The sequence below is a fragment of the Thermoflavimicrobium daqui genome (assembly GCF_003313465.1).
Classification (GTDB): domain Bacteria; phylum Bacillota; class Bacilli; order Thermoactinomycetales; family Thermoactinomycetaceae; genus Thermoflavimicrobium; species Thermoflavimicrobium daqui.
Genome location: NZ_KZ845666.1, coordinates 358601 through 382461, shown reverse-complemented (window position 1 = coordinate 382461; position 23861 = coordinate 358601). Strand labels below are relative to the sequence as shown.

Sequence of the window (23861 nt, the reverse complement as noted above, 5' to 3'; positions counted from 1 at the left end):
GATAGGAATTTGTTTATCTCTGCTGGGTTAAGTATGCTAATTCAAAATATCTCATTCTAAATATACCTAAAAAAGGGTGATGTCCATATGAGTAAGATGCAACTGGACATTGTGACACCAGAGAAAATTGTCTATTCAGAGCAAGTAGATATGGTAATAACAAGAGCTGCTAATGGGGATATCGGAATTTTACCTCATCATGCTCCGCTTGTTAGCCCATTACAAATTACTTCGGTTCGTGTGCAAAAAGATGGACAAGAAGAGCAAATAGCGATTAGTGGTGGTTTTATCGAAGTACGACCCGATAAAGTTACCATTTTAGCACAAGGTGCCGAATTACCTGGTGAAATCGATGTCGAACGTGCGGAAAAAGCAAAAGAGAGAGCAGAAGAGCGTATTGCAAGAAGTGAAGGAGATATTGCACGAGCCGAGCGTGCTTTAAAGCGTGCAATAAATCGGTTAGAAGTAGTTAAAAAAAGCCCTAAAAGATAAAGAAAAGGTACTCTTTCAGAGAGTGCCTTTTCTTTATCTTAGAAGTTAATTGTAAATGACTATATAAGGGAATTTCGTCCATCGACTTCTTAGTTGTATTTCCTTATTATTTTTACAATTCTACTATAAGATTTTCCAGTAATTAAGTCATTATCTTCAGGATAACCTTCTGATTCGATATAATATTTTGTTTTGTTATCAGAAGCCATAACGATTCGTTTTGACTTATGTTTAGGCTTTTTTAAAGTCGCTATATCATTTTGATCAAAGACAATGTGATAAGGATGAATTTCTAAACTATACGTATGGGTATGCTTATCTTTTTGTGATAAAAAGAGAATAGTTTTTTTACCCAATTCCGGTTGAATAAATTGTGATAATGGTATAAAGAGGGTTAAAGGAGCACCATGTTCATCTTTTAATTCAGTTATCTCTCGTTGATAAGGAATCCCTATTTTGATATATTTTTCGGTAAATCCTTTATATACTTCATTTACCTTAAAGGTAAAAAATTTTGTCTCCTTATCTCGCTTTTCTTCCCTTATAAATTCTCCTTCTACTATATTAGTGGTTTTTTCTATCATAGTAGGTAGATCTCTAACATAATTGATGTCATTTGTTTCTTTGTAGACAGGTATTTCTTTCTTTTCATCTGTTTCATCTACCATAGATTGACAACCTACTAATAGGAATATACTAAAAGTGACTGTAAGCATTTTTTTCATTAAGAACTCTCCTCTGTTCTAATAAATGGAATTAATGCCATTTATATCGTGCTCTTGTGATTCGATTTTCGTCGTATAATTAAAAAATATAACAAAAATTCAAATTATATTACAAAAATATATATAATAACGAAAAATGTAAAAATAAAAATTAGATAGTAATTCCTTAGTCACTAGTTGTTGATATTTCTCCATGTTAATTTATTATTGATAAAAATATATTCAGATATTGAATGATAATTAGATTTAGATTTGATAAAAATATTAAGTAAAAAGTACTTTCTGTCTCTTAATAAGAGAATATCCCTTTACCTTTATGTTTATAATCACTTTCTTCGTTAGACACAATAAGGGCCTTTTGTTATAATCATTACAATCTGTTGAAAGTTATGAGTTTATTTTGTGACAAGTTGATTCCTCTTTTTGTTAACGCTTTCAACCAACCTGTATGCAGAAGTTGTCCAATAAGTGCTTCGCCTATCTTTTTAAGCGATAATTGTAGCATGGTCTATGAAGGGAAGGATGATTTACGTGGAAAAGGATTATCTCTTCATACTGGTTTTTATTATTTTGGGGATTGGTTTGCCAGTTGTTGCTTTAACACTGGGAAGATTACTTCGACCCCATCGACCTTTGCCAGAGAAGGAGATTACCTATGAAAGTGGAGTAGATCCGATTGGAGAAAGTTGGGTTCAATTTAATGTTCGCTATTATCTATTTGCTTTACTTTTCGTTATTTTTGATGTAGAAACCATTTTTTTATATCCATGGGCTGTAACTTATGATGTTTTACGTTCAGAGATGGGCCTTTTTATCTTAGTTGAGATGACGATATTCGTGGTTTTCTTACTAATAGGTCTGATTTACGCTTGGAAGAAGAAGGTGCTAGAATGGAAATAAATTTCGAAAACATCACCCCCTTTGAACAAGAGCAAATAAAGAGAAATATCTTGACGACGAATTTAGAAAAAATCAAAGCGTGGGCACGTAGTAACTCGATGTGGCCTTTGACCTTTGGTTTGGCTTGTTGTGCGATTGAAATGATGGGTACAGGTGGTGCTCATTATGATTTGGATCGGTTTGGTGTGATTTTTCGCGCTTCACCTCGTCAATCTGATGTCATGATTGTAGCTGGAACAGTAACGAAGAAAATGGCTCCATTACTTAGAAGATTATATGATCAGATGCCCGAGCCTAAATGGGTGATTGCGATGGGTTCTTGTGCGACTGCAGGAGGCCCTTATGTAAAGTCTTACGCTGTGGTTAAAGGAGTAGACCAAGTTGTTCCGGTAGATGTATATATTCCAGGTTGTCCACCTAACCCAGCTGCATTAATTTATGGGATTCATAAATTACAAGAAAAGATTCGTTATGAAGCTCGAACAGGAAAGAAGGTGACTAATGAATGAGCGAGCAAGAGAAAAATGCTTCACAGGAGGAGAAGACTGGACTCCCTGAAGTGGACCAAGTAGGTAAGAACTCTGTGGCCAATGAAGGAGTAGATAAGAGACAAGCAGAAAAGAAGCTAGATAAGGATCAAGATGATTCTCCTAAAGAAAATAAGAAAGAGCCTTCTTCAGAACAGGTTTCCAATGTTGATCCAAAGCCAACTCCCAAGGGGCCACAACCTTCTGTTACAGGGAAATCTAAGCCAGCTGCTACTCCTAGACCACGCTCAAAGCCCAAGGAAGAAAAGGAACCATTACCTCCTTCGCCAGAAGAACCTATTTTAAATCAATATGTCAAAATCATTCGTGAAAAAATTGGAAACGAAGCAGTTGAAGAGTTTTTCATCAATCGAGCCAATGATCATTTACCAACATTGATCATCAAAAAAGAAGCTTGGGAACAAGTTGCTAAGTTAGCGAGAGATCACCCTGACTTTTCCTTCAACTATATGCAAAGTTGCTCTGGGGTTGATTATGAAACGCATATGGAAGTCGTAATACATCTATGCTCTTTGCGTAGAAGAAAACGAGTTTGTTTTCGTGTTCGGACTGATCGGGATAGAGCGAAGGTCCCATCTTTATCTCATATATGGGAAGCGGCAAATTGGAATGAACGTGAGATCTATGATTTACTGGGAATTCAATTTGAAAATCACCCCAAATTAGAACGAATCCTTATGCCAGATCATTGGGTCGGTCATCCTTTGCGAAAAGATTACGTTCCACTAGATAAGGAGGTATAAGGGGTGCTTAGAACAGAAGAAATGATTTTAAATGTAGGACCCCAACATCCGAGTACTCATGGAGTATTAAGATTAGTCGTCAAAATTGATGGGGAAGTTATTCAAGAGGCAGAACCGGTTATAGGCTATTTACATCGAGGAACAGAAAAGCTAGCGGAAGATCTTACTTACACTCAGATTATTCCTTATACAGACCGGATGGACTATTTGTCTGCCATGACGAACAATTATGCTATTTGTCATGCCACCGAAAAGTTAATGGGGATAGAGATTCCGGAGAGAGCGGAGTTTTTACGTGTCATTGTTATGGAATTAAATCGTGTAGCAAGTCATTTGGTTTGGTTAGGAACAGCTTTACTAGATATTGGAGCGATGAGCCCATTTCTTTACTGTTTTCGTGATCGTGAAAAGATTTTGGATCTCTTTAATGAATTGTGTGGGGCAAGAATTACTTATAACTATATGCGTGTAGGTGGAGTGAAGTGGGATGCTCCTATAGGTTGGTTAGATAAAATTAAAAACTTCGTTGAGTACATGCGTGAGAAAATGAAAGAGTATCATGGGCTCATAATGGGTAATGAAATTTTTTTACAACGTACCAAAGGTATTGGTATCGTTTCACATGAAACTGCTCTTTCATATGGCTTATCAGGAGCAAATCTGCGCTGTACAGGAGTGAAATGGGATCTACGTAAGCATCAACCTTACTCGATCTATGACCGCTTTAAGTTTGAAGTGCCAGTCGGAACTCGTGGGGATTTGTATGACAAGTACGTATGTCGAATGCAAGAGATAAATGAGGCACTTCAGATTGTGGATCAAGCAGTTGAACAATTTCCAGAAGGTGGAGCAATCATGGCGAAAGTGCCTCGTGTTTTACGTGTCCCTGAAGGCGAAGTATATGTTGGGATCGAGTCGCCAAGAGGGGAGTTAGGTTGTCATATCGTAAGTAAAGGTAAGGATAAACCTTGGAGACTAAAGTTTCGTCGACCTTCTTTTTATAATTTGCAAATTTTACCGACGATGCTCAAGGGGCAAAATATTGCCAACCTGGTGGCGATTTTGGGTGGGATTGATATTGTGTTAGGGGAGGTGGATGGTTGATGGATATCTGGGTGATTTTAGGACCAGTGATTATGCTCTTTCTTGTATTAGGATTTGTTACCTATGCAATTTTGTTTGAACGGAAAGTGATTGGCTGGATTCAAAATCGTGTTGGTCCAACTCAAGTAGGACCATGGGGATTATTACAAACGGTAGCTGATGTTTTGAAACTACTAATTAAAGAAGATATCATTCCTAGAAAAGCGGATGTTGGCTTATTTAAACTCGCTCCCGTCCTTGCTTTTATTCCAGCTTTTGCAGTAATTGCAGTGATCCCTTTTACAGAAAGCATTAAGTTTGCCGATATCGCTGTAGGGCTACTATACTATATGTCCATTTCTAGTATTACGATTATTGGAGTTTTATTAGGCGGATGGGCCTCTAATAACAAGTATTCCTTACTAGGAGGTATGCGTTCCGCTGCTCAAATGGTTAGTTATGAAATTCCGTTGGTTTTATCTGTTGTAGGTGTGATTATGAGTGCAGGATCACTAAATCTAACAGAAATCGTACATGCACAACAAACAGGTGCGTGGTTTATATTCCCGCAATTTCTAGGTTTTATAGTGTTTCTAATTGCTTCAATTGCTGAACTAAATAGAACCCCCTTTGACTTACCTGAAGCAGAGTCAGAGCTGGTTGCCGGATATCACACAGAATATACTGGTTTCCGATTCGCTTTTTTTATGCTAACTGAATACACTTATATTTTTGGAATGGCTTCTTTAATTACCATTTTGTATTTAGGAGGCTGGGATGCCCCTTTTGGCTTAACATTTATTCCACCATTGATTTGGTTCATCTTAAAATTTTCTCTATTTGTGTTTTTCCTGTTTTGGCTTCGTGCAACAATGCCGCGAATTCGCGGGGATCAGTTGATGGAATTTGCTTGGAAAGGACTTTTACCTTTGGCTATTTTTAATATTTTTCTTACTGCAATATTGAAAGAAGTTTCATTCCTTAGCCATTACTTTTAAAGATTGGAAGGTGTAAAGCTATGTTTGGCTTACTAAAAGGATTGGGGATCACTCTTAAAAATATGGCGAAACCGAAAGTCACATATAAGTATCCTCATGAACCTTTGAAGATGCCGGATCGCTTTCGGGGTATTCAGCATTTTGATCCTGAAAAATGTATCGTTTGTAATCAATGTGCGCGAATTTGCCCTACTGATTGCATTAGCTTAACTGGGAAGAAGCATCCAGACCCAGGTAAAAAAGGAAAGATTATCGATACCTATGATATTAATTTCGAAATTTGTATTTTATGTGATTTGTGCACAGAAGTTTGCCCAACTGAAGCGATCATTATGACTAACAACTTTGAACTCGCGACATACAGTCGGGATCAGCTATTTAAGAACATCGACTGGCTGCATGAAAACGACCAAAATATTCGTCAAGATAATGTGTCGATGAAGCCGAAGCCCGGAGGGAGTAAGGCATGAATATCAGTGGAGAGCTTATTGCATTCTTTATCTTGTCTGTAAGTGCTATTGGCGGAGCTGTTTTTATGATGAATCTAACAAGAGTAATGCACATGGCTCTGGCCTTGGCTTTTACCTTTTTTAGTATAGCGGGCGTGTTTATTTTGCTTGATGCCCCTTTTCTTGCAGTAACACAGATTCTCATTTATACAGGGGCGGTTTCGATTTTGATGATTTTTGGCATTATGTTGACTAAACATAAAGATGAAGAGAATCCTCCGTCTTTTGATATCAAAAAGCTATGGAGTTTAATTGGTGTGGGAGCCTTTTTTGCGGTTGTGTTATGGATTATTTATCAGTCCCCATTTTTCACTTCGGAGGAAACAGTAACTGATTTTTCAGTGAAAATGTTAGGAAAATCTATTTTTCAACAGTACATGATTCCATTTGAAGTTACTTCGATTTTGCTGTTGGTAGCACTGATTGGAGCTGCAGTTTTGGCGAAAAGAGAGGAGAAACGTAAATGAATTTAACCTCCTACCTAGCCCTTGCTGCTATATTATTTTGCATTGGGCTTTATGGAGTGATTACAAAGCGTAATGCCGTGATGGTACTCTTTTCTATCGAATTAATGCTTAATGCGGTAAATATCAATCTAGTTGCTTTTGCTAAGTATGGAATGGTTCCCAATATTTCAGGTCAAGTTTTTACGCTATTTACTATTGCAATTGCCGCTGCAGAAGCAGCAGTAGGAATTGCTATACTACTCGCATTGTATCGTAACAAAGGAACAGCTGAAGCGGATAAATATAACTCGATGAAGGGATAAATTGAAAAAAGGATGGATGAACCATGCAGATCACTACGTTGGTTCTAATGGTTTTACTCCCTACTTTACTCGGATTTCTAATCATATTGTTAGGGAGAGAGGGATTGTCCAAGAAAGCCACCTGTCTCATCGGAGTAATTACCACTGGTATTACTCTAATTGGCTCACTTATTTTGTTTGGGAAAAGCTTTATATTGTCTGAAGTTTTACCGAAATGGAACTTCACATGGATTGAGTTAAATCAAAAGCCGATTCAATTTGGTTTTGAACTTCAACCCTTAAATGTTTTGATGTTGATTATTGTTAGTACAGTCAGTTTTTTGGTTCATCTATATTCTTACGGATATATGAAGGGGGATGAACGTTTTTCCGTCTTCTATAGCTACTTAGCATTGTTTACTTTCTCTATGCTGGGTTTAGTCATTTCCCCTAATTTACTGCAAATATATATATTCTGGGAGCTAGTCGGTGTTTGCTCATTCTTATTAGTTGGTTTTTGGTATTTTAAAACAGAAGCGAAACGAGCAGCGAAAAAAGCTTTTATCGTTACCCGCATTGGAGATATTGGTTTCTTTATTGCTATATCCTTAGTGTTTAAAGAGATCGGCAGTTTTGAACTAAAAGACTTACAGATTGCAATCGAACAAGGAAGTATCTCAAGTGGAATGATTACACTGATTGCCATTCTTCTATTTGTAGGAGCAATTGGAAAATCAGGGCAATTCCCGTTACATACATGGTTACCAGATGCGATGGAAGGCCCGACTCCCGTTAGTGCGCTCATCCATGCTGCGACAATGGTAGCAGCGGGCGTCTTTTTAGTTGCAAATACATTCTGGCTGTTTGAAGCAGCACCGATTGCACTTGATGTAGTCGCTTATGTGGGTGGGTTTACAGCCATTTTTGCGGCGACAATAGGGATTGCGCAAACGGACATCAAACGAATTCTCGCTTATTCAACGGTTAGCCAGTTAGGTTATATGATGTTAGCACTAGGCTCTGTAGGGTATATAGCAGGAGTTTTCCATCTGATGACTCATGCTTTCTTTAAAGCCCTACTGTTCCTAGCAGCAGGTGCGGTTATGATCATTTTTCACCATGAACAAGATATTCGTAAAATGGGTGGTTTATGGAAGAAAAACCGTGTTCTAACTGGACTTTTCTTAGTTGGTTGTTTAGCTATTACAGGAATTCCCCCATTCTCGGGTTTTTTCTCCAAAGATGAGATTTTACTAGCTGTATATCAAGATGGGCGTATTGGTTTATTGATCGTGGCTATTATCGCAGCCTTTTTTACCGCCTTCTATATGTTTCGTCTTTTCTTTACTGTGTTTACAGGAAATACAAAGCAAAAAGGAGAGCTTGGTAAAGTTCCTAGGGCAATGACATTCCCGATGATAGTGCTAGCTCTTTTGTCAATTGTAGCAGGCTTAGTAGAAGTTCCAACGAATAGCTTATCCAGCTGGTTGATGAAAGGATTGGCTAAGCCAATAACTACACATGAATCGTCAATTTTTATCCCGGTCATCGCCGTCCTTGTTTCGTTACTTGGGATGGGTCTTGCTTATCTGATTTATGGGTCAAAGCGGATTTCTGCGAAACGTATAACGGGTACTATACCTTGGTTGCATCAATTACTGGTACGTAAATACTATATCGATGAACTGTACCGCTATCTAGTTATCATTCCATTAAAAGGTATAGGCTGGTTGCTACAGATCTTTGACCGTGTGATTATTGGCGGCTTGGTTCGATTAGGTGGAGGAATCATGCAGATTCTAGGAAGAATGGGTACGGCTTTACAAAATGGCCAGGCACAAACCTATGCGCTTATTAGTGTGTTTGGATTTGTCATTCTAATTGTTAGCTTGTTAGCAGGGAGGATACTAAAGTGACAGCGCTTAACCAATGGTTGCCTACTCTTATCACCTTTTCTCCTCTTTTAGGTATTATTATTTTGCTCTTTATCCCACGCGAAAAAGAGAGAGTGCATCGAAGTATAGGGATTCTAGCTACACTTCCACCCCTTGTTTTATCTGTGTGGATGTATAACAGTTTTAATCAGAAACTAGTAGGATTTCAGATGAAACAATCTTTTGATTGGATTCGATTATTTGATGATGCGAAAATTTCATACAGTATGGGAGTCGATGGGATTTCGATGCCTTTAACCCTTTTAACATGTGTTATCAGTACGTTAGCTGTGATCGCTTCTTTATATATCCGTAGGCGTACAAAACAGTATTATATGTTATTTCTTCTCTTGCAAACCGGAATGCTTGGAGTGTTCTTAAGTAGTACCTTTTTCTTATTCTTTATTTTCTTTGAGATTACATTGGTAGCTGCTTTTTTCCTTATCGGAATTTGGGGTTACTTAGAGAAGGAGAGAGCAGCCAACTTATTTTTAATTTATAACGGAATCGGCTCTGCTTTTATGCTAATAGCGATGATTGGGCTTTTTCTAAGTACCAAAACATGGGAATATCATGATATGCAAGAGCGTTTAGTCATGTGGTTGAATTTAGCAGAGCAACCGGTCCTTCTCTGGGTGATTTTTATTTGTTTATTTATCGCTTTTGCGATCAAGCTACCTATTTTTCCTTTTCACTCTTGGATGTTACGTACACATGTGGAAGCACCAACTCCAGTTGTTATGGTTCACTCGGGAATTTTACTGAAAATGGGTGCTTACGGCTTGATGAGATTTGGAGTGGGGATGTTCCCTGATTACATGAAAGAAATGACTTGGATTCTGATCGCCCTTGGCTTGATCAATATCATATATGGAGCGATTCTAGCTTTTGTACAAAAAGAATTAAAGCGAGTACTAGCCTATTCAAGTGTCAGCCATATGGGAATTATTTTGCTTGGAATTGCTTCATTAAATCAAATAGGTTTAAAAGGGGCTTTATTTCAAGCCATCTCACATGGATTAATTTCAGCCCTACTGTTTTATATTGTAGGCAGCTTATATGAACGAACCAAAACAACTGAACTGGCAATGCTGGGAGGGCTAGCGAGAAGAATGCCTATTTTATCTGGTCTTCTATTAGTTGCAGGACTCGCATTACTTGGTTTGCCAGGACTATCAGGATTTATTAGTGAATTTTTAGCTTTTCTTGGTCTTTTTCAAGTGCAACCCATCTTTGCGGCGGTGGGTACAATTGGCTTAATCCTTGCTGCAGCTTATACACTTCGAGCTGTACTTAAAACGACTTTTGGACCGATGCGTGAGTCATTTCAAGGTTTAAGAGATATCCGTCTGAATGAGTCAATTCCTATGCTTATTTTAGTCGGTTTAATTACTCTGATTGGAGTTTATCCGAAAATTGTTGATGATTCTATTCAATTGACACTTTACCAGATGGTGTTAAGGATCGGAGGGTAAAGTCATGCAACAAGTAACAGAAATAGATTGGGACATATTGGCGCCAGAATTAATTATTATGATTGCTTGCGCCCTCTTGGTGATATTGGATTTAGTATTGCCAAGCATGATTTCTAGACGATGGATTGGCTTATTTAGTCTAGTAGCAGTGGTTACGGCTGGTGTTTGGATTGTAACCCAATTTGGGCACTCTCCTGTTGCTTTATTGGAAAATACATATAGACTTACACCAGTCACCTTGATATGGAAGTTAATTCTATTAAGCGGTACTTTTCTAGTACTACTTATTTCGTTAGGAGAAGATCAGGAAGAGTTTGCTCCGAATAGTGGCGAGTATTATTACTTATTACTCGCAGCAGTGCTGGGTGGCATGTTCATGGTATCTTCTGCTGACTTAATTACTTTGTATGTAGGACTTGAGCTTTTTAGCTTGTCTTCCTATGTTTTGGTAGGGATTCGTAAAAGACGTGGGGATTCGAACGAAGCAGCATGGAAGTATGTAGTGCTTGGAGGTATGTCATCCGCTTTTATTTTGTATGGTATGTCATTCCTCTATGGGCTATCGGGCAGTACGAATCTTGCTAACATTCAACAGTATATAGTTAAAGCGCAAGGAACCTATGACTGGATCATTTATCTATCTTTTTTCTTAATGATCGTAGGTTTTGGATTTAAACTGGCCTCGGCTCCTTTTCATACTTGGGTCCCAGATGTTTATCAAGGAGCTGCTACACCGATTACATCATTTTTGTCTGTAGTTTCTAAGTCATTAGCTTTTGCTCTTCTATTTATTATGATTGGAGTATTTGATGGAATTGATGAAGGTTGGGAAAGTATTTTCCTACCCACTTTAATGATTATGGCGGCTTTATCGATGATTATAGGAAATACAGCTGCTTTAAGACAAAAAAACATGAAGCGCTTAATGGCATACTCCAGTATTGCTCAAGCTGGCTATATTCTAATACCAATCGCTACTCTTAATAAATTGTATTTTCCAAGCACCTTTTTTTATTTGTTTGTATACCTTTTTATGACCATAGGGGCTTTTGCAGTGATTATGCTTGTGATGAGGCAGGAAAAAAATGAGGACATGAAAGCTTTTGCAGGCTTACATCAACGTTCACCTTGGCTTGCACTTGCCATGACCATCTTCCTTATTTCTCTAGCGGGAATTCCGCTTACAGCCGGTTTTTTTGGTAAAATGTTAATCATTATGGGGGCTCTGGGTATGGAGCACCTATGGCTTATTGTGATCATGGTGATTACAACGATTGTTTCTTACTACTACTATTTTTCGATTATTCGTCAGATGTACTTCCGGAAAGCGAACACAACCCGACGAATTCGTACTTCATGGCCGATAGGAATCGCAATTAGTATGAGTGCAATTGCCACAATTGGATTTGGCGTTTTTCCAGAGTGGATATTAAACCTCGTGGAATCCCTATTATTCAAATAGTAGAATCAATGATTGATATCAATAGAAAAAGGCCGTTGGGTTAAATCATTTTAGTACGGTCTTTTTCTATTTATCATTTAGTTTTGGTTATAAAATGTCGTCCATTTTGGGTTACAATCCTCGTTGGAAAACTTAGTGGATGCGTTTGCCCACTTTCTTCAAGAAATAAAATGATCGCCCCCGCTTCAAAAGCAAACGGAACCCAGTACAATCCTACAAAACCCTGATGGAGAAACAAAATCAGCTTCTAAAAGTTAGTATTCAGGAACAAACTTAAATCTAAACTAGGTTGGGTTCGTTTTGTAAAGTCCAGAGAAGTAGAAGGATGCGTTCTTTCAACTATCATTAGTAGAAAACCATCGGGAAAATACTTTGTTTCCATCCTTTGTGAAATGAATACTTGTCCTTATGTTCCAGTAAACAAGGAAAAAGCAGTAAGATCGATTTGGGACTAAAGGATTTTGCTATTCTTTCCAATGGCGCGAATGAAAACGCATCTAAGTTTTTCAGAAAGTACGAGAAACAACTAGCGAAAGCCCAACGAATCATGCCTAGACGGGCCAAAGGCGGTTCCAATTGGAACAAAGCTAGAATGAAAGTGGCTAAAATCCATGAAAAGATAGTAAATGCGCGGCATGACTTTTTTAAGAGAGTATTATAATACACATTTTATAGTCCTAAAGTCTATTTTTATGAAAATTCATTGAAACTATTGTGAACGAGAGTGTAAAACTTTTGCGTCTAAGTTTATTTTGATGTAACATGGTTCTTGGTAAGGAACCTTAGATTAAAGGAGTGCATATAATGGATGGAGTAACCCATCTCGGTGTGACAGCACTCATCAATATTATTTTATCTCTATCATGTATTGTCTTTTGTTGGTCGATTCTATCAAACATAACAATTGGAAAATGGATTCAAGCCAAAAAGCCGTTTCAGATGAGAATATTGATGTTAATCTTATCGATTGTGCTTGGTCATCAGTTAGCGACTTTTTTTATCGATTATTTAGACTGGACGCGCTTAATCAGCCAGCTATTCATTTGATCTCTAGTATATTTCCCATCCTATCAGTCAAAAATGATAGTAAATAGACTGATAGGGAGAGAAATAAGATGAGCTGGCAATCTTGGTGGAAAGTTAGCATAGTTCTTTTATATACGCTTTGCTTAGTAGGCGCTGGTGAAAGCCCCACACAGGAAAAACGGTTGCTACAAGTATTTGATGATCTTGGTATAAAGTTAGAGAATATTTGTTTACAGTATAGTTCTCAGTTAGATAAACCAGTGCTAAGTAGTCAAATGGACCAATTTGCCAGTAAACTGGGACAATCGCTTAAGTTTACACATATAAAAAAAGAAACACGCAAAGATGGAATACGATATACAGCGATCAAAAAGCTTAAGCGAAACCTAACGATACGTTTTAACGTTATCAACGATGAGCTAGATCATACATGGGTTTATCCTTACATTTCGCTTCAATTAATGGGAAATGGAAAAACCACTTTGAACTGGATCCAGGTAAGGAAAAAATTGGAAGATGTTTTAAATAGCTATGGACTTATTCCCCATTTTTATTATACGATTCAAGGTAGTCGAGAGATGGATTCTTCTTACCCCGAAGCGTTGATTGATGAGATATTAATAAAGCTAAAAGCGAAAGAAGTAGAAGCAATGCGTACTACAAAAACGGCTAGTATTTCTGCTTATTCCCCGATTATTTCGGAAGGTTTACAAACAAAAGGTGGATGGATGAATATTCAAGTTGCCACCCGGGTGAATTCGGAAACGAAGCGGATTATGTTAACATTGGGAACACCCATAATTACGATAGAATATTAGTTGTGGAGGGAAGAAATTTGGAGAAGATCATTGTTCGTGGTGGAAAAAGGTTAAAAGGAAGAGTAAAGGTTTATGGAGCAAAAAATGCTGTGCTCCCACTGATTGCTGCTTCAATTCTGGCATCGAGAGGGACGATTACGATTCTTGATACCCCACAGTTAGAGGATGTAAAAACCATCACCAAATTACTCAATGAGCTTGGTATTAATACTCAGTTAGGAGATGACCAAGTTAAAATCAATGCTGAAAAGATTCATTCAACTGAAGCACCTTATGACTTGGTGCGGAAGATGAGAGCATCAATTCTGGTAATGGGACCCTTATTAGCACGTAAAAAGCATGCACGTATTCCTCTACCAGGTGGATGTGCGATTGGTACACGCCCTATTGATCAACACTTAAAAGGTTTTGAAGCGTTAGGAGTTAAACTCGATATTCAGCAAGGCTATGTTGAAGGGTATGTACCTGAAAAACTTAGAGGTGCTCGCATTTATCTCGATTTTCCAAGTGTAGGTGCGACTCAGAATATTCTGATGGCTGCAACACTTGCAGAAGGTAGAACTGTTATTGAAAATGCTGCTTGTGAGCCAGAGATTGTGGACTTGGCGAACTTCCTTAATGCAATGGGTGCTAGAATCCGTGGTGCAGGAACAGACGAAATTCGTATTGATGGAGTGGACTTTTTACGTGGTACGGACTATACTGTGATTCCTGATCGAATTGAAGCTGGAACTTATATGGTAGCTGCAGCGATTACACGTGGCGAAGTATTTGTAGAGGGAGCCATTAGTGATCATCTTAACCCACTCATTGCTAAAATGAGAGAGATGGGTGTCCATGTCCTTGAAGGAGAAAATGGAATTCATGTTCGTGCTGAAGGGGATCTAAAGCCAGTTGATGTCAAAACTCTTCCTTATCCTGGATTCCCAACTGATCTTCAATCCCAAATGATGGCTCTTCAACTTACGGCAAATGGGACTAGTTTAATCACTGAAACCGTTTTTGAAAATCGTTTTATGCATGTAGAAGAAATGAAGAGAATGAGTGCTAAAATTAAGATTGATGGACGTACTGCCGTAATTGAAGGAGGTCATCCTTTATCTGGAGCACAAGTAAAAGCTACGGATTTACGTGCTGGTGCATCCCTCATCTTGGTTGGAATGGTGGCTGAAGGGGTAACCGAAGTTACAGAACTTCATCATATTGACCGTGGATATGTCAACATCGTTGAAAAGTTAAAGGCACTTGGAGCAGATATTGAGCGAGTAACCATTGAAGATCATGATGAGTCAACAGTTGATCATCGTTCATATGCATAATGATATTTTTGATCCCTCAACTTTGATTGGTTGAGGGATTTTTTGATTGAAAGTATGTTTTTGTGCTGTTATCTATATTAATTGATAATTTATTGAAACAATATGATCGTCAGAGCGCTTATTGAATATCATATGATTTCATCTTTTCTAACTCTCTTTTTCTTTTCTTCTTCATGGACTCTCTTCCACTAGCCCAAGCTCCTAATAAAGCAATCAATCCAGCAAAAATGGCAATTACTAAATCGATTGTACTACCAGAAAGTGTTCCAAAAAACCATAGATACCCCATCGTCATCAAATACAAAATGGGTAAGATCGCACCCCAATAAGCATTGTCTCTTCTCGATAAAAAATATTGAACTCCAAGTATTACGATTGCAATTAAAAATGCATATATACGAAACATTAATCATCACCTCTTTGACTTTTATATTTATCAATAATCAATTTTGCATCTTCTAAACTAATACGATCATCTATGGCTAGTTTCTTAACAAAACTAATAAACTCTTCGTTTTCTAGATTATCATTTAGTTTTATTTTTTGAATTAACCGATCTAATCTAATTCGCACAGTAGGGTAAGAAACCTCATATATTTTTGCTATTTCTTTTAACGAACCTGAATTCAAAACAAAGTTTTTAATGAACTCAATATCTTCGTTATCTAAAGATAAAACCCAATTGGGGACATCTTTTAAATCCATTTCTTTCACCTCCTTAACTTGAACTTTAACATAGCACTTAATAAAGTTCAAGTTAATATTAGTATTATTAAAAAACATATTAAAAATAAAGTAGCTATTTCTAAACCTATATCCACTATGGTAACTTTATCGATTTTGGGTATTTTGGTTTATTAAATTACATAGGAAAAAGGAGGAATACTTATGGTTCTAAATCTCTCAAATTTCCATAGACTAGAAATGGGAGATTGAAGAAAGGATGAACCAAGTGCAAAAGAAAATGGGGCTATACCTACTTTTCCTCCTTATAGGAATTTTGCTTATTCCTACCCTTTTGTCATTTGCCAGAGTAGAAGAGACGAAAAGAGATGAAGAGAATGCGAAGGAAACCGGTTTTTCAACCAACGTCCTTGTTTATCTTTATAATAAAAAACAAGTTATTAAAATTCCCTTAGAGAAGTATGTACAAGGCGTAGTTGCTGCAGAAATGCCTGCAAACTTTCATATGGAAGCATTAAAGTCACAGTCCTTGATTGCACGAACATATATAGTGAATCGACTAATACAAGATCATTTACCAGATATGGATAAATGGGGGGAAGCTGCAAAACATGCTGATGTGACAGACACGGTTTATCATCAGGCATATTTGACTGATGAGCAATTACGTGTAAAGTGGGGAGAACACTATAAGAAGAATCTCGATAAGATTAACCAAGCTGTAAAAGAGACAGCTGGGCAAATTATCACCTTTCAGGGAAAGCCGATTTATGCTGCCTTTTTTTCAACGAGTAATGGGAAAACAGAGAACTCGGAAGAATACTTTTCCAAATCTTACCCTTATCTCCGTAGTGTTGATTCTAGTTGGGATCGCTTTTCGCCAAAATATATGAGTCAAAAAGTGGTAGCTCGGTCAGATTTCATCAAACAGCTAGGGAAAATGTTAAATAAGTCGATTGCTATTACTACTTTTTCTCAGGAACAAATACGTGTCTTGGGTAAAACGAGTGGCAAGCGTATTGCTAAATTACAAATAGGTAATCAAACGTTTACAGGTAGAGAGATTCGCGAAGCTTTTCAGCTGGCATCGAGTGATTTTACTTTGAAAATGGATAGAAACCGTATTATTTTTACCGTTTATGGTTATGGACATGGAGTAGGGCTCAGTCAATGGGGAGCTAATATTATGGCACAAAGGGGGAAGAAAATGGAAGAAATTATTTTACATTATTATCAAGGTGTACATATTAGTAATACCGATAACTGGAAAATAGCTTTGCTCGTAATAAATCGTAAACAAGTTAATATAAGTCAAATACTTGTTCGATTTTAACTTACTCTTGTAGTCTTACATTTGTTACCTTTTGACTGTTGTACTTGCTTTGAAGAGGGATACATATAAGTGGGTTTGAAATATACGAAAGATTGTCCACCTTGGGTATAAAAAGAGTTTTCGCTGTCGAAAATGGTTCCTGAGGTGATAGAAAAATGAATACAGAAAAACCAAATAATGTATCCTCATTAGAGGAAGCAAAGGGTCGTTTTAAATGGAAAAGATTTTTAGCGAAAAAATGGTTTTTTCCAGCTGTATATATGATTGCGGCAGCTTTGATTATTTCATTTGCTTGGTGGTATCAAGGTTTACAAACACAAAAGGTAAATAAGTCAATAAAAGAGGGAGACACGATCTTCCCGGTGGAAACCCCTACAAAAAGTCCTATCGATGAAATGATTTTACCTGTAAATAAAGAATCTCAAGCCGAAAAAACCATTACTTTTTATGATGAAGCGAGCTCAACGAAAGAAAGAGAAGCTTCCATTGTAAAGTATGCGAATAGTTATTGGCCTCACGCTGGTATTGATTTTGCACGGAAAGATGGTCAATCCTTTGATGTGCTAGCTACTTTGGATGGGAAAGTAATTCGTGTAGAGAAAAACCCTATTGTAGGAACACAAATAGAAATCCAACATAATCATGGAATGGTCACTGTTTACCAAAGCTTAGCAGATGTCAAGGTGAAAGAAGGACAGAAAGTAAAAAAAGGAGATGTGATTGCCAAAGCGGGACGAAATCAGTTTGAGATTAGCGCAGGCAATCATCTACACTTTGAATTACGAAAAGGAAAACAATCTGTGAATCCAGAGCCATATTTAAAAAGTGTTCACTAAATAAAAGATGGACTGTTTTGACTACAAACCATGAAATTTGTGGTAAATGGATCATTTCTTAAGGTCACTCCAAGTGAGTGACTTTTTTTATGAGAAGAAAAGGAGAGATATAGCTTGTCTGCTTGAACAATAGCAAGAATAACCCTGATAAGCCCTCCATATAATGTACCAAGCATATAGAAAGGAGGAGAGGAAGAATGCATGATTATATTAAAGAAAGAACGATAAAGATTGGCCATTACTTTGTCGAAACGAGAAATACGGTAAGAACAATAGCTAAAAAATTTGGGGTTTCTAAAAGTACGGTTCATAAAGATTTAACGGAACGACTTCCAGAGATCAATCCAGACTTAGCAAGTAAAGTAAAGGAGATCCTAGAATATCATAAGTCAATTCGTCACTTAAGAGGAGGAGAAGCGACAAAAATTAAATATAAGCGTAAAGTACCTGGATCAGAAAAAAATAAATCGGGTATAACTATATCGATTTGAGTTTAAATATTTAGAAGTATTTTAATTGAAAATCCCGGGGTCGAAATGTAAAAAGTATGGAAAAAAAGAGCCCCGGTACTCTCCCCTTATGTTAAAATCATAATATAAACCGATGATTGTTTACAATGATGTTGAATAAGTTATAGACTTACAACATTACTTGCGATATATTCTATTTATAATAGATAAGAAGCTTTTCTTTTTTATGAGGTTAAACTTAGATTCGTATGAATTTAAATGATTTGGATTCCTTATGAAAATGAAGGGATGTTCTTTTTAAAGCAAATTTTGCTTTGAATCCATTAGGAAAGAGAAATTCTCTAGATAATCAAAAAGACTTTTTTGGGCAAGGTCAGTCTGTTTGATTAATAGAGGTTAATGGGTGGTTCCATGGAAAGCGCAAAAGATAAAGTGAAAAAGCAAACAGATACTTTGTTGTCCGTTGGAGAACTAAAGTGGAGTGAAGAGGAAGAAAAGGAAGACAAAAAAGGACAGTTATCTGACCAAGAGGTTGAAAAAAAGAAAGAGCCTGTAGAGAATAAAAAAGTAGAAGAGATACAAGATAAAGAAGTAGACGAAGTTATATTCAATAGCCAAAACGAGCAGCCAGATGATGAAAAACATGATAAATCGACAGAAAGACTCTTACAAGCAAAAGAGGTTCCAAAAGATACAGGAAATAAACCAGAGGAACTGGGCTCTAAGAAACAAGGCAAAGAGAAAAAAACAAATGGGTTTGAAGAAAATACATTTGTTCGTTTTGATGGATTTGCAACTGAAGATGACCCTCTATTTCAGTCTACAGAAAAAGAAGAGAATCCAAAGCAGATCCATTTTGAACAAAATAAAGTTCAAACATCTGTTCCCTCAGATCCTGAGGTGAAAGCAATTGATGATACTCATTTATTTAACCAAGAGTACGAACAGCAAATCCAACAACCGTCTGCTCCCTATTCTAAGCCTAAGTCCCAGCCTAATGAAGAACAACAGCAAGAAAAGAAAAGTGCTTCCAAAAAAGTATTCAAGATCCTATGGTTACCTGTAATACTTATTGTTATCCTTATAGTGGGTTTAATAATAGGGCATACTGTTTTGGGTAAACAACCCATAGGTGATATATTTGATATGAAAATGTGGGATCATCTGTATAGGCTGATTTTTACAAAGTGAACCCGTTATAAGGCTTTAATTATAGCCTTATGACGGGATCTTTCGTGTTTATTTCCAGTAGAGAAGAAAAAAATTGTCAATATGTGAGGAGGGATTCCTAAATATGAATTTACCCAATCTACTAACGTTGATACGATTTGCTATGGTACCTATTTATTTATTCGTATTTTTTTCAGATATACAACCATACCGAGTAAGAATCCTCTTAGCCTTAGGAATTATCCTCTTCGCAGGATTGACAGATTTGGCTGATGGCTACCTAGCTAGACGAAATAAGCAGGTTACCCAACTCGGGACTCTGTTAGACCCGCTTGCTGATAAGTTAATGTTAATGGCTGTATTTGCTTCGTTATTAATCTCTGGAAAAATAGGACTTTGGGCAGCAGGAGCTATTGTATTTAGAGATGTAGTAATGATTGTTTGTTCAGCTGTTTTTCATATGCAAGGGTTAAAAACGGTTCCAGCTAATATTTTTGGTAAAATAACAACCGTTCTATATTATATCGCTTTATTTCTCCTCATGTTTGACTTTGCGATAGCTCAATCATTTTTATGGATTGTCATTGGAATATCCTACTTCACTTCAATGATTTACATGTTTCAAGTCAAGGGGATTAATGAGCATTGGATGTAACGAATAAGGGTGAATTTTATTTTAAAACTCAAATATGTAAAATAGGGGATATATATCTTAATCGGTATAAAAGAGTACCGATTTTTCTTGTTGCATGAAGGGGACGTTCAATGACTCGATTGTAATAATTATAATGCCGATTTTTAATGGATGACGTATATTTTCTAACTATATCAGAAGGGTAAATCGGAGCTATAGGTGTTCCTTATTAAGACTTTAATTTTTAGATCATATGCAAGTAAATATTGTTGGGAGGTTTAAATAGTGGCAGCACGAAATGTAATACGAACCCTCATTGTAGAAACACCTTCTAAGCCAGGTAATTTAGGAAAAGTAACTACAGCGATCGGGGCTGTAGGTGGAGATATTGGTGATGTAACAACAGAGCAAGTCGGTCCCTTATCAACCGTTCGTGCGATTACTGTACACTGCGAATCGGAAGAACAATTAGAAAAAGTGATTAAAGCTATTGAGGCTTTGGAAAACGGCATCTTTGTACGTGCTGTTTCGGATGAAGTGTTGCATGCTCACATTGGTGGGAAAATTCATATGACCAAAAAAATGGATATTCGCAGTCTTGCAGACTTAAGAAAAGTATATACACCCGGGGTTGCAAGCGTTTGCCAAGCGATAGTAAAAGACCCAGAAAAGGCGAGATACTATACAAGTATAGGAAACACAGTTGCTATTGTCACAGATGGAACAGCAATTTTAGGTTTAGGAAATATTGGATCATTGGCAGGGATGCCAGTAATGGAAGGAAAAGCTGCTTTGTTTGATCATTTTGCAGGAATTAGTGGAGTGCCTATTTTACTGGATACAAGTGACCCAGATGAAATGATAAGTACTATAAAACATATTGCTCAAGGTTTTGGTGGGATCTTATTAGAAGATATTGGCTCACCGCACTGTTTTGAGATTGAAGAAAGATTAAAGCAAGAGCTAGATATTCCAGTGATGCATGATGACCAACATGGGACTGCTGTTGTTACATTGGCAGCAGTGATATCTGCATGTCGAAATGCAGGAGTTGACTTAAAAAATGCAGTTGTTGGACAAATTGGCTTAGGGGCAGCTGGTTTGGCAATATGTCGTATGTTTTTAGCTTATGGTATTAAGCAGGTTTATGGAATAGATCGACGGAAAGAGGCACTAGATCGTTTGGCATCCTATGGAGGAGCCACCTTAAATTCACTTGAAGAATTGATGCAAACATGTGATATTGTTATAGCGACAACAGGGGTACCAGGTCTGATTAAACCGGAAATGATCCGTCAAGGACAAGTGATCCTTGCCCTTTCAAATCCAAAACCGGAAATTGATCCAGAAGATGCAATGAAAGCAGGAGCAGTTTTTGCTTCGGATGGGAGATCTGTCAATAATGTATTAGGGTTTCCAGGGATATTCCGAGGTGTTCTTAATGCTCAAGCTAAAAATATATCTCATCGGATGTTGGTTGCTGCTGCTGAAGCGATTGCTCAAACAACTAAAGAAGGTGAATTAATCCCACATCCACTTGATATGAGTGTTCACCAAGCTGTTGCTCTGGCTGTAGAAGAAGTTGCTTTATTAGAACAAAAAGAGATTAAAAATACAAATTAAATAAAGGAGCGCTCAGCATATTGCTGTGTGCTTCTTTATTTAAGGGAGGAATCAGTACGATGATGGCACCTGCTGTTCAGATTCGCTATAATAGGAACAAGTTCATTTAGGAAAGGGGTTTCCTTTTTAATGGTATTTGATATCAGAGAGATTCAACAAACCATTCCACATCGCTATCCTTTTTTATTAGTGGACAAGATTATTGAGCATGTTCCAGGAGAAAAGGCCGTTGGAGTTAAAAATGTAACGATCAATGAGCCGTTTTTTCAAGGTCATTTTCCAGAATACCCTGTTATGCCTGGAGTATTAATTGTGGAAGCACTAGCTCAAGTAGGGGCCATGTGTGTATTATCCATGGACGAATATAAGGGAAAGCTAGGATTTTTAACTGGAGTTGATAAGTTTCGCTTCCGAGAACAAGTAAAACCAGGTGATGTACTCACTTTAGAAGTAGAATTGATTAAATTAAGAAGAAATATTGGAAAAGGAAAAGGGACTGCTAAAGTAGGAGATAAAGTGGTCGCAGATGGTGAAGTAATGTTCGCGATTGTAGATGCAAATTAACATAGAACATGATGTATGGTGTGGTGTAAACTTAGGACACTCATGGACTTAAGTTTAAGCATGAAAAAAGCAAAGGTTTAAGAATTTCTATGGACTATTCAAAAGTAATTAGCTTAAGATTAACGTATTACATAAACAAGGAAGGTCTCCAGAATAGACCTTCCTTGTTATTCCTTCATCATCCATAGATAAAAAAGCGAATACAAAGATAAATTAACCCCCAAATTGGTAAGCTAAGAATAAATCCGTTTAGTAAGCCAAGCATACAATCTACCGATTCGGCTGCTACGCGTTGTTTTTTGTTCATAGCAAACCTCCCACCCACCATTTTGATAAGGATAGTATTAACCAGTTTGTAGAAGATTATCCATTCATTTCTTATTAAAAAAGAATGGGAGAAAGGGATTATTTTGATGAGTCAGCGAGTATTAGTTATTTCTCATATGTATCCGAATCCTGTGAATCCAATGTCAGGTATTTTTGTTCACAATGAGCTAAAAGCATTAAAGGAACAAGGGATAGAGGTTGAAGTGCTTTCTCCAATTCCGAAATTTCCATTTTATCCAAAATGGAAGGAATATCGTCAAGTACAGGGTAAAACGAAAATAGATGATATTTCTGTTACCTATGTCCCTACACGAATGTTCCCAGGTGGTTTGTTCTTTTCTACTTATGGAGATCGATATGAGCGTGCATTGATTTCACATGTAGAGGCAATATATAACGAATTTTCTTTTGATCTGATTCATTGTCACACCATTTATCCTGATGGCTTTGCTGGTGGGAAAATGAAGGGAAGATTTCAAGTCCCAGTGGTTTGTACCATTCATGGATCAGATATTATGTTATACCCGAAGCGGAGCCAAGGCGTTTATCGAAAAACGATGGAAGCTTTACAAATGGCTGATTATATCGTTACGGTAAGTGAAAGATTGCTTCATGAGGCAAAAAAAATGGTTCCAAGCATCCATGGTGAAACGATTTATAATGGATTTGATCCCTGTCTGTTTACGGTCCAAGATAAAATAGAAGCGAGAAGGAAGTTAGAGCTACCTGAACAGGGGAAAATTCTTTTATTCGTAGGAAATTTATATCCAGTAAAAGGAATTGAGTTTTTACTCCAAGCGTTTGCTCGGATTTGTTCACATGATTCATCGCTGCATTTATGTTTAGTTGGAGATGGTCCATTACGTTCAACATTAGAACAGCAAGTAAAAGAGCTAAATATCTCCCATTCTGTGTCTTTTAAAGGCAGAAGAGCTTATGACGAAATTCCGACATGGATCAGTAGCTCAGATGTCGTCGTTTTATCTAGCTTAAGTGAAGGATTACCTTCTATCTTATTAGAATCGATGGGATCAGCACGTCCGATGATAGCGACAGCAGTAGGAGGAATTCCGGAAATTCTACAAAATGGAAAGACAGGAATTTTAGTTGAGCCTAAAGATGTGGATGGATTAGCTAGTGCAATGCATAAACTATTGATTGAAGACAGTCATTTAGCGAACCAGATGGGGCAACAGGCTTATCAATCTTCACAATCTTTAACATGGCAAGCTCATGCGAGCAAAATGGAGGATTTGTATCAAAGATTAGTGAATCAGAACACTTTGTGATTTTTTAGCAGCAGGGTACCCAAAACTTTTCAGTTATGTTACATTTGTAGATAGATTGTAATGTTATTGTAATATAAACTGAATGAACTAAAATAGCTCACTCTGTGAAATTTTTAACATGAAGGATGACCATCTGAAGAAATGGGGGACA

28 protein-coding genes are annotated in these 23861 nt (G+C 37.2%); 24 read left to right on the top strand and 4 right to left on the bottom strand.

All coding sequences use genetic code 11. The annotated features are described in order from the left end of the window. The first annotated feature begins 87 nt into the window (after positions 1 to 87). Positions 88 to 492, top strand: a complete 405-nt coding sequence (locus DL897_RS09870; protein WP_113658975.1) for a F0F1 ATP synthase subunit epsilon — start codon at positions 88 to 90, stop codon at positions 490 to 492. Between the two features lie 89 nt (positions 493 to 581). Here DL897_RS09870 and DL897_RS09865 read toward each other — a convergent pair whose 3' ends face one another. Further along, positions 582 to 1217, bottom strand: coding sequence for a hypothetical protein (locus tag DL897_RS09865; RefSeq protein WP_113658974.1), 636 nt, complete (start codon positions 1215 to 1217; stop codon positions 582 to 584). 531 nt (positions 1218 to 1748) lie between these two features. On the opposite strand from DL897_RS09865, the gene DL897_RS09860 reads away from it, so the two are divergent. From DL897_RS09860 to murA, 15 genes are all read left to right on the top strand, one after another. Further along, positions 1749 to 2117 carry an NADH-quinone oxidoreductase subunit A gene (locus DL897_RS09860; protein ID WP_420824130.1) on the top strand — a complete coding sequence of 123 codons (369 nt, stop codon included), beginning with the start codon at positions 1749 to 1751 and terminating at the stop codon, positions 2115 to 2117. Then, a complete protein-coding gene (locus tag DL897_RS09855) occupies positions 2108 to 2626 on the top strand; it encodes a NuoB/complex I 20 kDa subunit family protein (protein ID WP_113658972.1) in 519 nt (172 codons plus the stop codon). The genes DL897_RS09860 and DL897_RS09855 overlap by 10 nt, the downstream gene beginning before the upstream one ends. Next, positions 2623 to 3408 carry an NADH-quinone oxidoreductase subunit C gene (locus DL897_RS09850; protein WP_113658971.1) on the top strand — a complete coding sequence of 262 codons (786 nt, stop codon included), beginning with the start codon at positions 2623 to 2625 and terminating at the stop codon, positions 3406 to 3408. The genes DL897_RS09855 and DL897_RS09850 overlap by 4 nt, the downstream gene beginning before the upstream one ends. Positions 3409 to 3411: 3 nt before the next feature. Further along, positions 3412 to 4512, top strand: a complete 1101-nt coding sequence (locus tag DL897_RS09845) for an NADH-quinone oxidoreductase subunit D (RefSeq protein ID WP_113658970.1) — start codon at positions 3412 to 3414, stop codon at positions 4510 to 4512. Beyond that, complete coding sequence (gene nuoH / locus DL897_RS09840) at positions 4512 to 5489, top strand: NADH-quinone oxidoreductase subunit NuoH (RefSeq protein ID WP_113658969.1); 978 nt, start codon at positions 4512 to 4514, stop codon at positions 5487 to 5489. Before DL897_RS09845 ends, nuoH begins: the two co-directional genes overlap by 1 nt. A 20-nt stretch (positions 5490 to 5509) precedes the next feature. Beyond that, on the top strand, positions 5510 to 5959 hold the full coding sequence (gene nuoI, locus DL897_RS09835) for an NADH-quinone oxidoreductase subunit NuoI (RefSeq protein WP_113658968.1): 450 nt from the start codon (positions 5510 to 5512) through the stop codon (positions 5957 to 5959). Beyond that, positions 5956 to 6465: an NADH-quinone oxidoreductase subunit J gene (locus DL897_RS09830; protein WP_113658967.1), complete on the top strand. Its 510-nt coding sequence runs from the start codon at positions 5956 to 5958 to the stop codon at positions 6463 to 6465. Before nuoI ends, DL897_RS09830 begins: the two co-directional genes overlap by 4 nt. Beyond that, entirely contained in the window at positions 6462 to 6767 is a 306-nt protein-coding gene (gene nuoK / locus DL897_RS09825) for an NADH-quinone oxidoreductase subunit NuoK (RefSeq protein ID WP_113658966.1), read from the top strand. The genes DL897_RS09830 and nuoK overlap by 4 nt, the downstream gene beginning before the upstream one ends. Before the next feature lie 23 nt (positions 6768 to 6790). After that, positions 6791 to 8662, top strand: a complete 1872-nt coding sequence (gene nuoL / locus DL897_RS09820; RefSeq protein WP_113658965.1) for an NADH-quinone oxidoreductase subunit L — start codon at positions 6791 to 6793, stop codon at positions 8660 to 8662. Further along, positions 8659 to 10155: a complex I subunit 4 family protein gene (locus DL897_RS09815; RefSeq protein WP_113658964.1), complete on the top strand. Its 1497-nt coding sequence runs from the start codon at positions 8659 to 8661 to the stop codon at positions 10153 to 10155. The genes nuoL and DL897_RS09815 overlap by 4 nt, the downstream gene beginning before the upstream one ends. A gap of 4 nt (positions 10156 to 10159) precedes the next feature. Beyond that, positions 10160 to 11617, top strand: a complete 1458-nt coding sequence (locus tag DL897_RS09810) for an NADH-quinone oxidoreductase subunit N (RefSeq protein WP_113658963.1) — start codon at positions 10160 to 10162, stop codon at positions 11615 to 11617. A gap of 400 nt (positions 11618 to 12017) precedes the next feature. Next, positions 12018 to 12278, top strand: a complete 261-nt coding sequence (locus DL897_RS18650) for a transposase (protein WP_113658962.1) — start codon at positions 12018 to 12020, stop codon at positions 12276 to 12278. Positions 12279 to 12421: 143 nt separating this feature from the next. Further along, positions 12422 to 12664, top strand: a complete 243-nt coding sequence (locus DL897_RS09800) for a DUF1146 domain-containing protein (RefSeq protein ID WP_113658961.1) — start codon at positions 12422 to 12424, stop codon at positions 12662 to 12664. A gap of 68 nt (positions 12665 to 12732) precedes the next feature. Next, a complete protein-coding gene (locus DL897_RS09795) occupies positions 12733 to 13461 on the top strand; it encodes a YwmB family TATA-box binding protein (RefSeq protein ID WP_113658960.1) in 729 nt (242 codons plus the stop codon). A 17-nt stretch (positions 13462 to 13478) separates the two neighbouring features. Next, positions 13479 to 14780: a UDP-N-acetylglucosamine 1-carboxyvinyltransferase gene (gene murA / locus DL897_RS09790; RefSeq protein WP_113658959.1), complete on the top strand. Its 1302-nt coding sequence runs from the start codon at positions 13479 to 13481 to the stop codon at positions 14778 to 14780. A gap of 118 nt (positions 14781 to 14898) precedes the next feature. Here murA and DL897_RS09785 read toward each other — a convergent pair whose 3' ends face one another. Together DL897_RS09785 and DL897_RS09780 are read right to left on the bottom strand one after the other, a co-directional pair. Continuing rightward, positions 14899 to 15186 carry a hypothetical protein gene (locus DL897_RS09785; RefSeq protein ID WP_113658958.1) on the bottom strand — a complete coding sequence of 96 codons (288 nt, stop codon included), beginning with the start codon at positions 15184 to 15186 and terminating at the stop codon, positions 14899 to 14901. After that, complete coding sequence (locus tag DL897_RS09780; RefSeq protein ID WP_113658957.1) at positions 15186 to 15485, bottom strand: DUF2089 family protein; 300 nt, start codon at positions 15483 to 15485, stop codon at positions 15186 to 15188. Before DL897_RS09780 ends, DL897_RS09785 begins: the two co-directional genes overlap by 1 nt. Before the next feature lie 238 nt (positions 15486 to 15723). On the opposite strand from DL897_RS09780, the gene spoIID reads away from it, so the two are divergent. The 7 genes from spoIID to fabZ all read left to right on the top strand — a co-directional run bounded on the left by spoIID (position 15724) and on the right by fabZ (position 22094). Further along, positions 15724 to 16797 carry a stage II sporulation protein D gene (gene spoIID, locus DL897_RS09775; RefSeq protein ID WP_240627349.1) on the top strand — a complete coding sequence of 358 codons (1074 nt, stop codon included), beginning with the start codon at positions 15724 to 15726 and terminating at the stop codon, positions 16795 to 16797. A gap of 155 nt (positions 16798 to 16952) precedes the next feature. Beyond that, entirely contained in the window at positions 16953 to 17633 is a 681-nt protein-coding gene (locus tag DL897_RS09770) for a M23 family metallopeptidase (protein WP_113658956.1), read from the top strand. A gap of 197 nt (positions 17634 to 17830) precedes the next feature. After that, positions 17831 to 18124: a sporulation transcriptional regulator SpoIIID gene (gene spoIIID, locus DL897_RS09765; protein WP_113658955.1), complete on the top strand. Its 294-nt coding sequence runs from the start codon at positions 17831 to 17833 to the stop codon at positions 18122 to 18124. Between the two features lie 390 nt (positions 18125 to 18514). Next, the gene (locus DL897_RS09760; RefSeq protein ID WP_168188746.1) at positions 18515 to 19294 is read left to right on the top strand and encodes a DNA-directed RNA polymerase subunit beta; all 780 of its coding nucleotides are present in this window, start codon (positions 18515 to 18517) and stop codon (positions 19292 to 19294) included. Between the two features lie 103 nt (positions 19295 to 19397). Next, complete coding sequence (pgsA, locus tag DL897_RS09755; RefSeq protein WP_113658953.1) at positions 19398 to 19928, top strand: CDP-diacylglycerol--glycerol-3-phosphate 3-phosphatidyltransferase; 531 nt, start codon at positions 19398 to 19400, stop codon at positions 19926 to 19928. Positions 19929 to 20192: 264 nt separating this feature from the next. Then, positions 20193 to 21530: an NAD-dependent malic enzyme gene (locus DL897_RS09750; protein ID WP_113658952.1), complete on the top strand. Its 1338-nt coding sequence runs from the start codon at positions 20193 to 20195 to the stop codon at positions 21528 to 21530. A gap of 129 nt (positions 21531 to 21659) precedes the next feature. Beyond that, the gene (gene fabZ / locus DL897_RS09745; RefSeq protein WP_113658951.1) at positions 21660 to 22094 is read left to right on the top strand and encodes a 3-hydroxyacyl-ACP dehydratase FabZ; all 435 of its coding nucleotides are present in this window, start codon (positions 21660 to 21662) and stop codon (positions 22092 to 22094) included. Between the two features lie 178 nt (positions 22095 to 22272). On the opposite strand, the gene DL897_RS18870 is transcribed toward fabZ, so the two are convergent. Next, complete coding sequence (locus DL897_RS18870; protein WP_276308575.1) at positions 22273 to 22401, bottom strand: hypothetical protein; 129 nt, start codon at positions 22399 to 22401, stop codon at positions 22273 to 22275. 106 nt (positions 22402 to 22507) lie between these two features. Here DL897_RS18870 and DL897_RS09740 point away from each other — a divergent pair, with 106 nt between their 5' ends. After that, the gene (locus DL897_RS09740) at positions 22508 to 23710 is read left to right on the top strand and encodes a glycosyltransferase (RefSeq protein WP_113658950.1); all 1203 of its coding nucleotides are present in this window, start codon (positions 22508 to 22510) and stop codon (positions 23708 to 23710) included. Positions 23711 to 23861: the final 151 nt, after the last annotated feature.

Bases quoted from the DNA above. Each gene is read 5' to 3' on its own strand.
- DL897_RS09795 (WP_113658960.1), top strand. From the start codon at position 12,733: ATGAGCTGGCAATCTTGGTGGAAAGTTAGCATAGTTCTTTTATATACG.
- DL897_RS09740 (WP_113658950.1), top strand. From the start codon at position 22,508: ATGAGTCAGCGAGTATTAGTTATTTCTCATATGTATCCGAATCCTGTG.
- nuoK (WP_113658966.1), top strand. From the start codon at position 6,462: ATGAATTTAACCTCCTACCTAGCCCTTGCTGCTATATTATTTTGCATT.
- nuoH (WP_113658969.1), top strand. From the start codon at position 4,512: ATGGATATCTGGGTGATTTTAGGACCAGTGATTATGCTCTTTCTTGTA.
- spoIID (WP_240627349.1), top strand. From the start codon at position 15,724: ATGAACCAAGTGCAAAAGAAAATGGGGCTATACCTACTTTTCCTCCTT.
- DL897_RS09870 (WP_113658975.1), top strand. From the start codon at position 88: ATGAGTAAGATGCAACTGGACATTGTGACACCAGAGAAAATTGTCTAT.
- DL897_RS09865 (WP_113658974.1), bottom strand. From the start codon at position 1,217: ATGAAAAAAATGCTTACAGTCACTTTTAGTATATTCCTATTAGTAGGT.
- fabZ (WP_113658951.1), top strand. From the start codon at position 21,660: ATGGTATTTGATATCAGAGAGATTCAACAAACCATTCCACATCGCTAT.
- DL897_RS09830 (WP_113658967.1), top strand. From the start codon at position 5,956: ATGAATATCAGTGGAGAGCTTATTGCATTCTTTATCTTGTCTGTAAGT.
- DL897_RS09810 (WP_113658963.1), top strand. From the start codon at position 10,160: ATGCAACAAGTAACAGAAATAGATTGGGACATATTGGCGCCAGAATTA.
- nuoL (WP_113658965.1), top strand. From the start codon at position 6,791: ATGCAGATCACTACGTTGGTTCTAATGGTTTTACTCCCTACTTTACTC.
- pgsA (WP_113658953.1), top strand. From the start codon at position 19,398: ATGAATTTACCCAATCTACTAACGTTGATACGATTTGCTATGGTACCT.
- nuoI (WP_113658968.1), top strand. From the start codon at position 5,510: ATGTTTGGCTTACTAAAAGGATTGGGGATCACTCTTAAAAATATGGCG.
- DL897_RS09760 (WP_168188746.1), top strand. From the start codon at position 18,515: ATGGAAAGCGCAAAAGATAAAGTGAAAAAGCAAACAGATACTTTGTTG.
- DL897_RS18870 (WP_276308575.1), bottom strand. From the start codon at position 22,401: ATGAACAAAAAACAACGCGTAGCAGCCGAATCGGTAGATTGTATGCTT.
- DL897_RS09785 (WP_113658958.1), bottom strand. From the start codon at position 15,186: ATGTTTCGTATATATGCATTTTTAATTGCAATCGTAATACTTGGAGTT.
- spoIIID (WP_113658955.1), top strand. From the start codon at position 17,831: ATGCATGATTATATTAAAGAAAGAACGATAAAGATTGGCCATTACTTT.
- DL897_RS09780 (WP_113658957.1), bottom strand. From the start codon at position 15,485: ATGGATTTAAAAGATGTCCCCAATTGGGTTTTATCTTTAGATAACGAA.
- DL897_RS09855 (WP_113658972.1), top strand. From the start codon at position 2,108: ATGGAAATAAATTTCGAAAACATCACCCCCTTTGAACAAGAGCAAATA.
- DL897_RS09850 (WP_113658971.1), top strand. From the start codon at position 2,623: ATGAGCGAGCAAGAGAAAAATGCTTCACAGGAGGAGAAGACTGGACTC.
- DL897_RS09770 (WP_113658956.1), top strand. From the start codon at position 16,953: ATGAATACAGAAAAACCAAATAATGTATCCTCATTAGAGGAAGCAAAG.
- DL897_RS09800 (WP_113658961.1), top strand. From the start codon at position 12,422: ATGGATGGAGTAACCCATCTCGGTGTGACAGCACTCATCAATATTATT.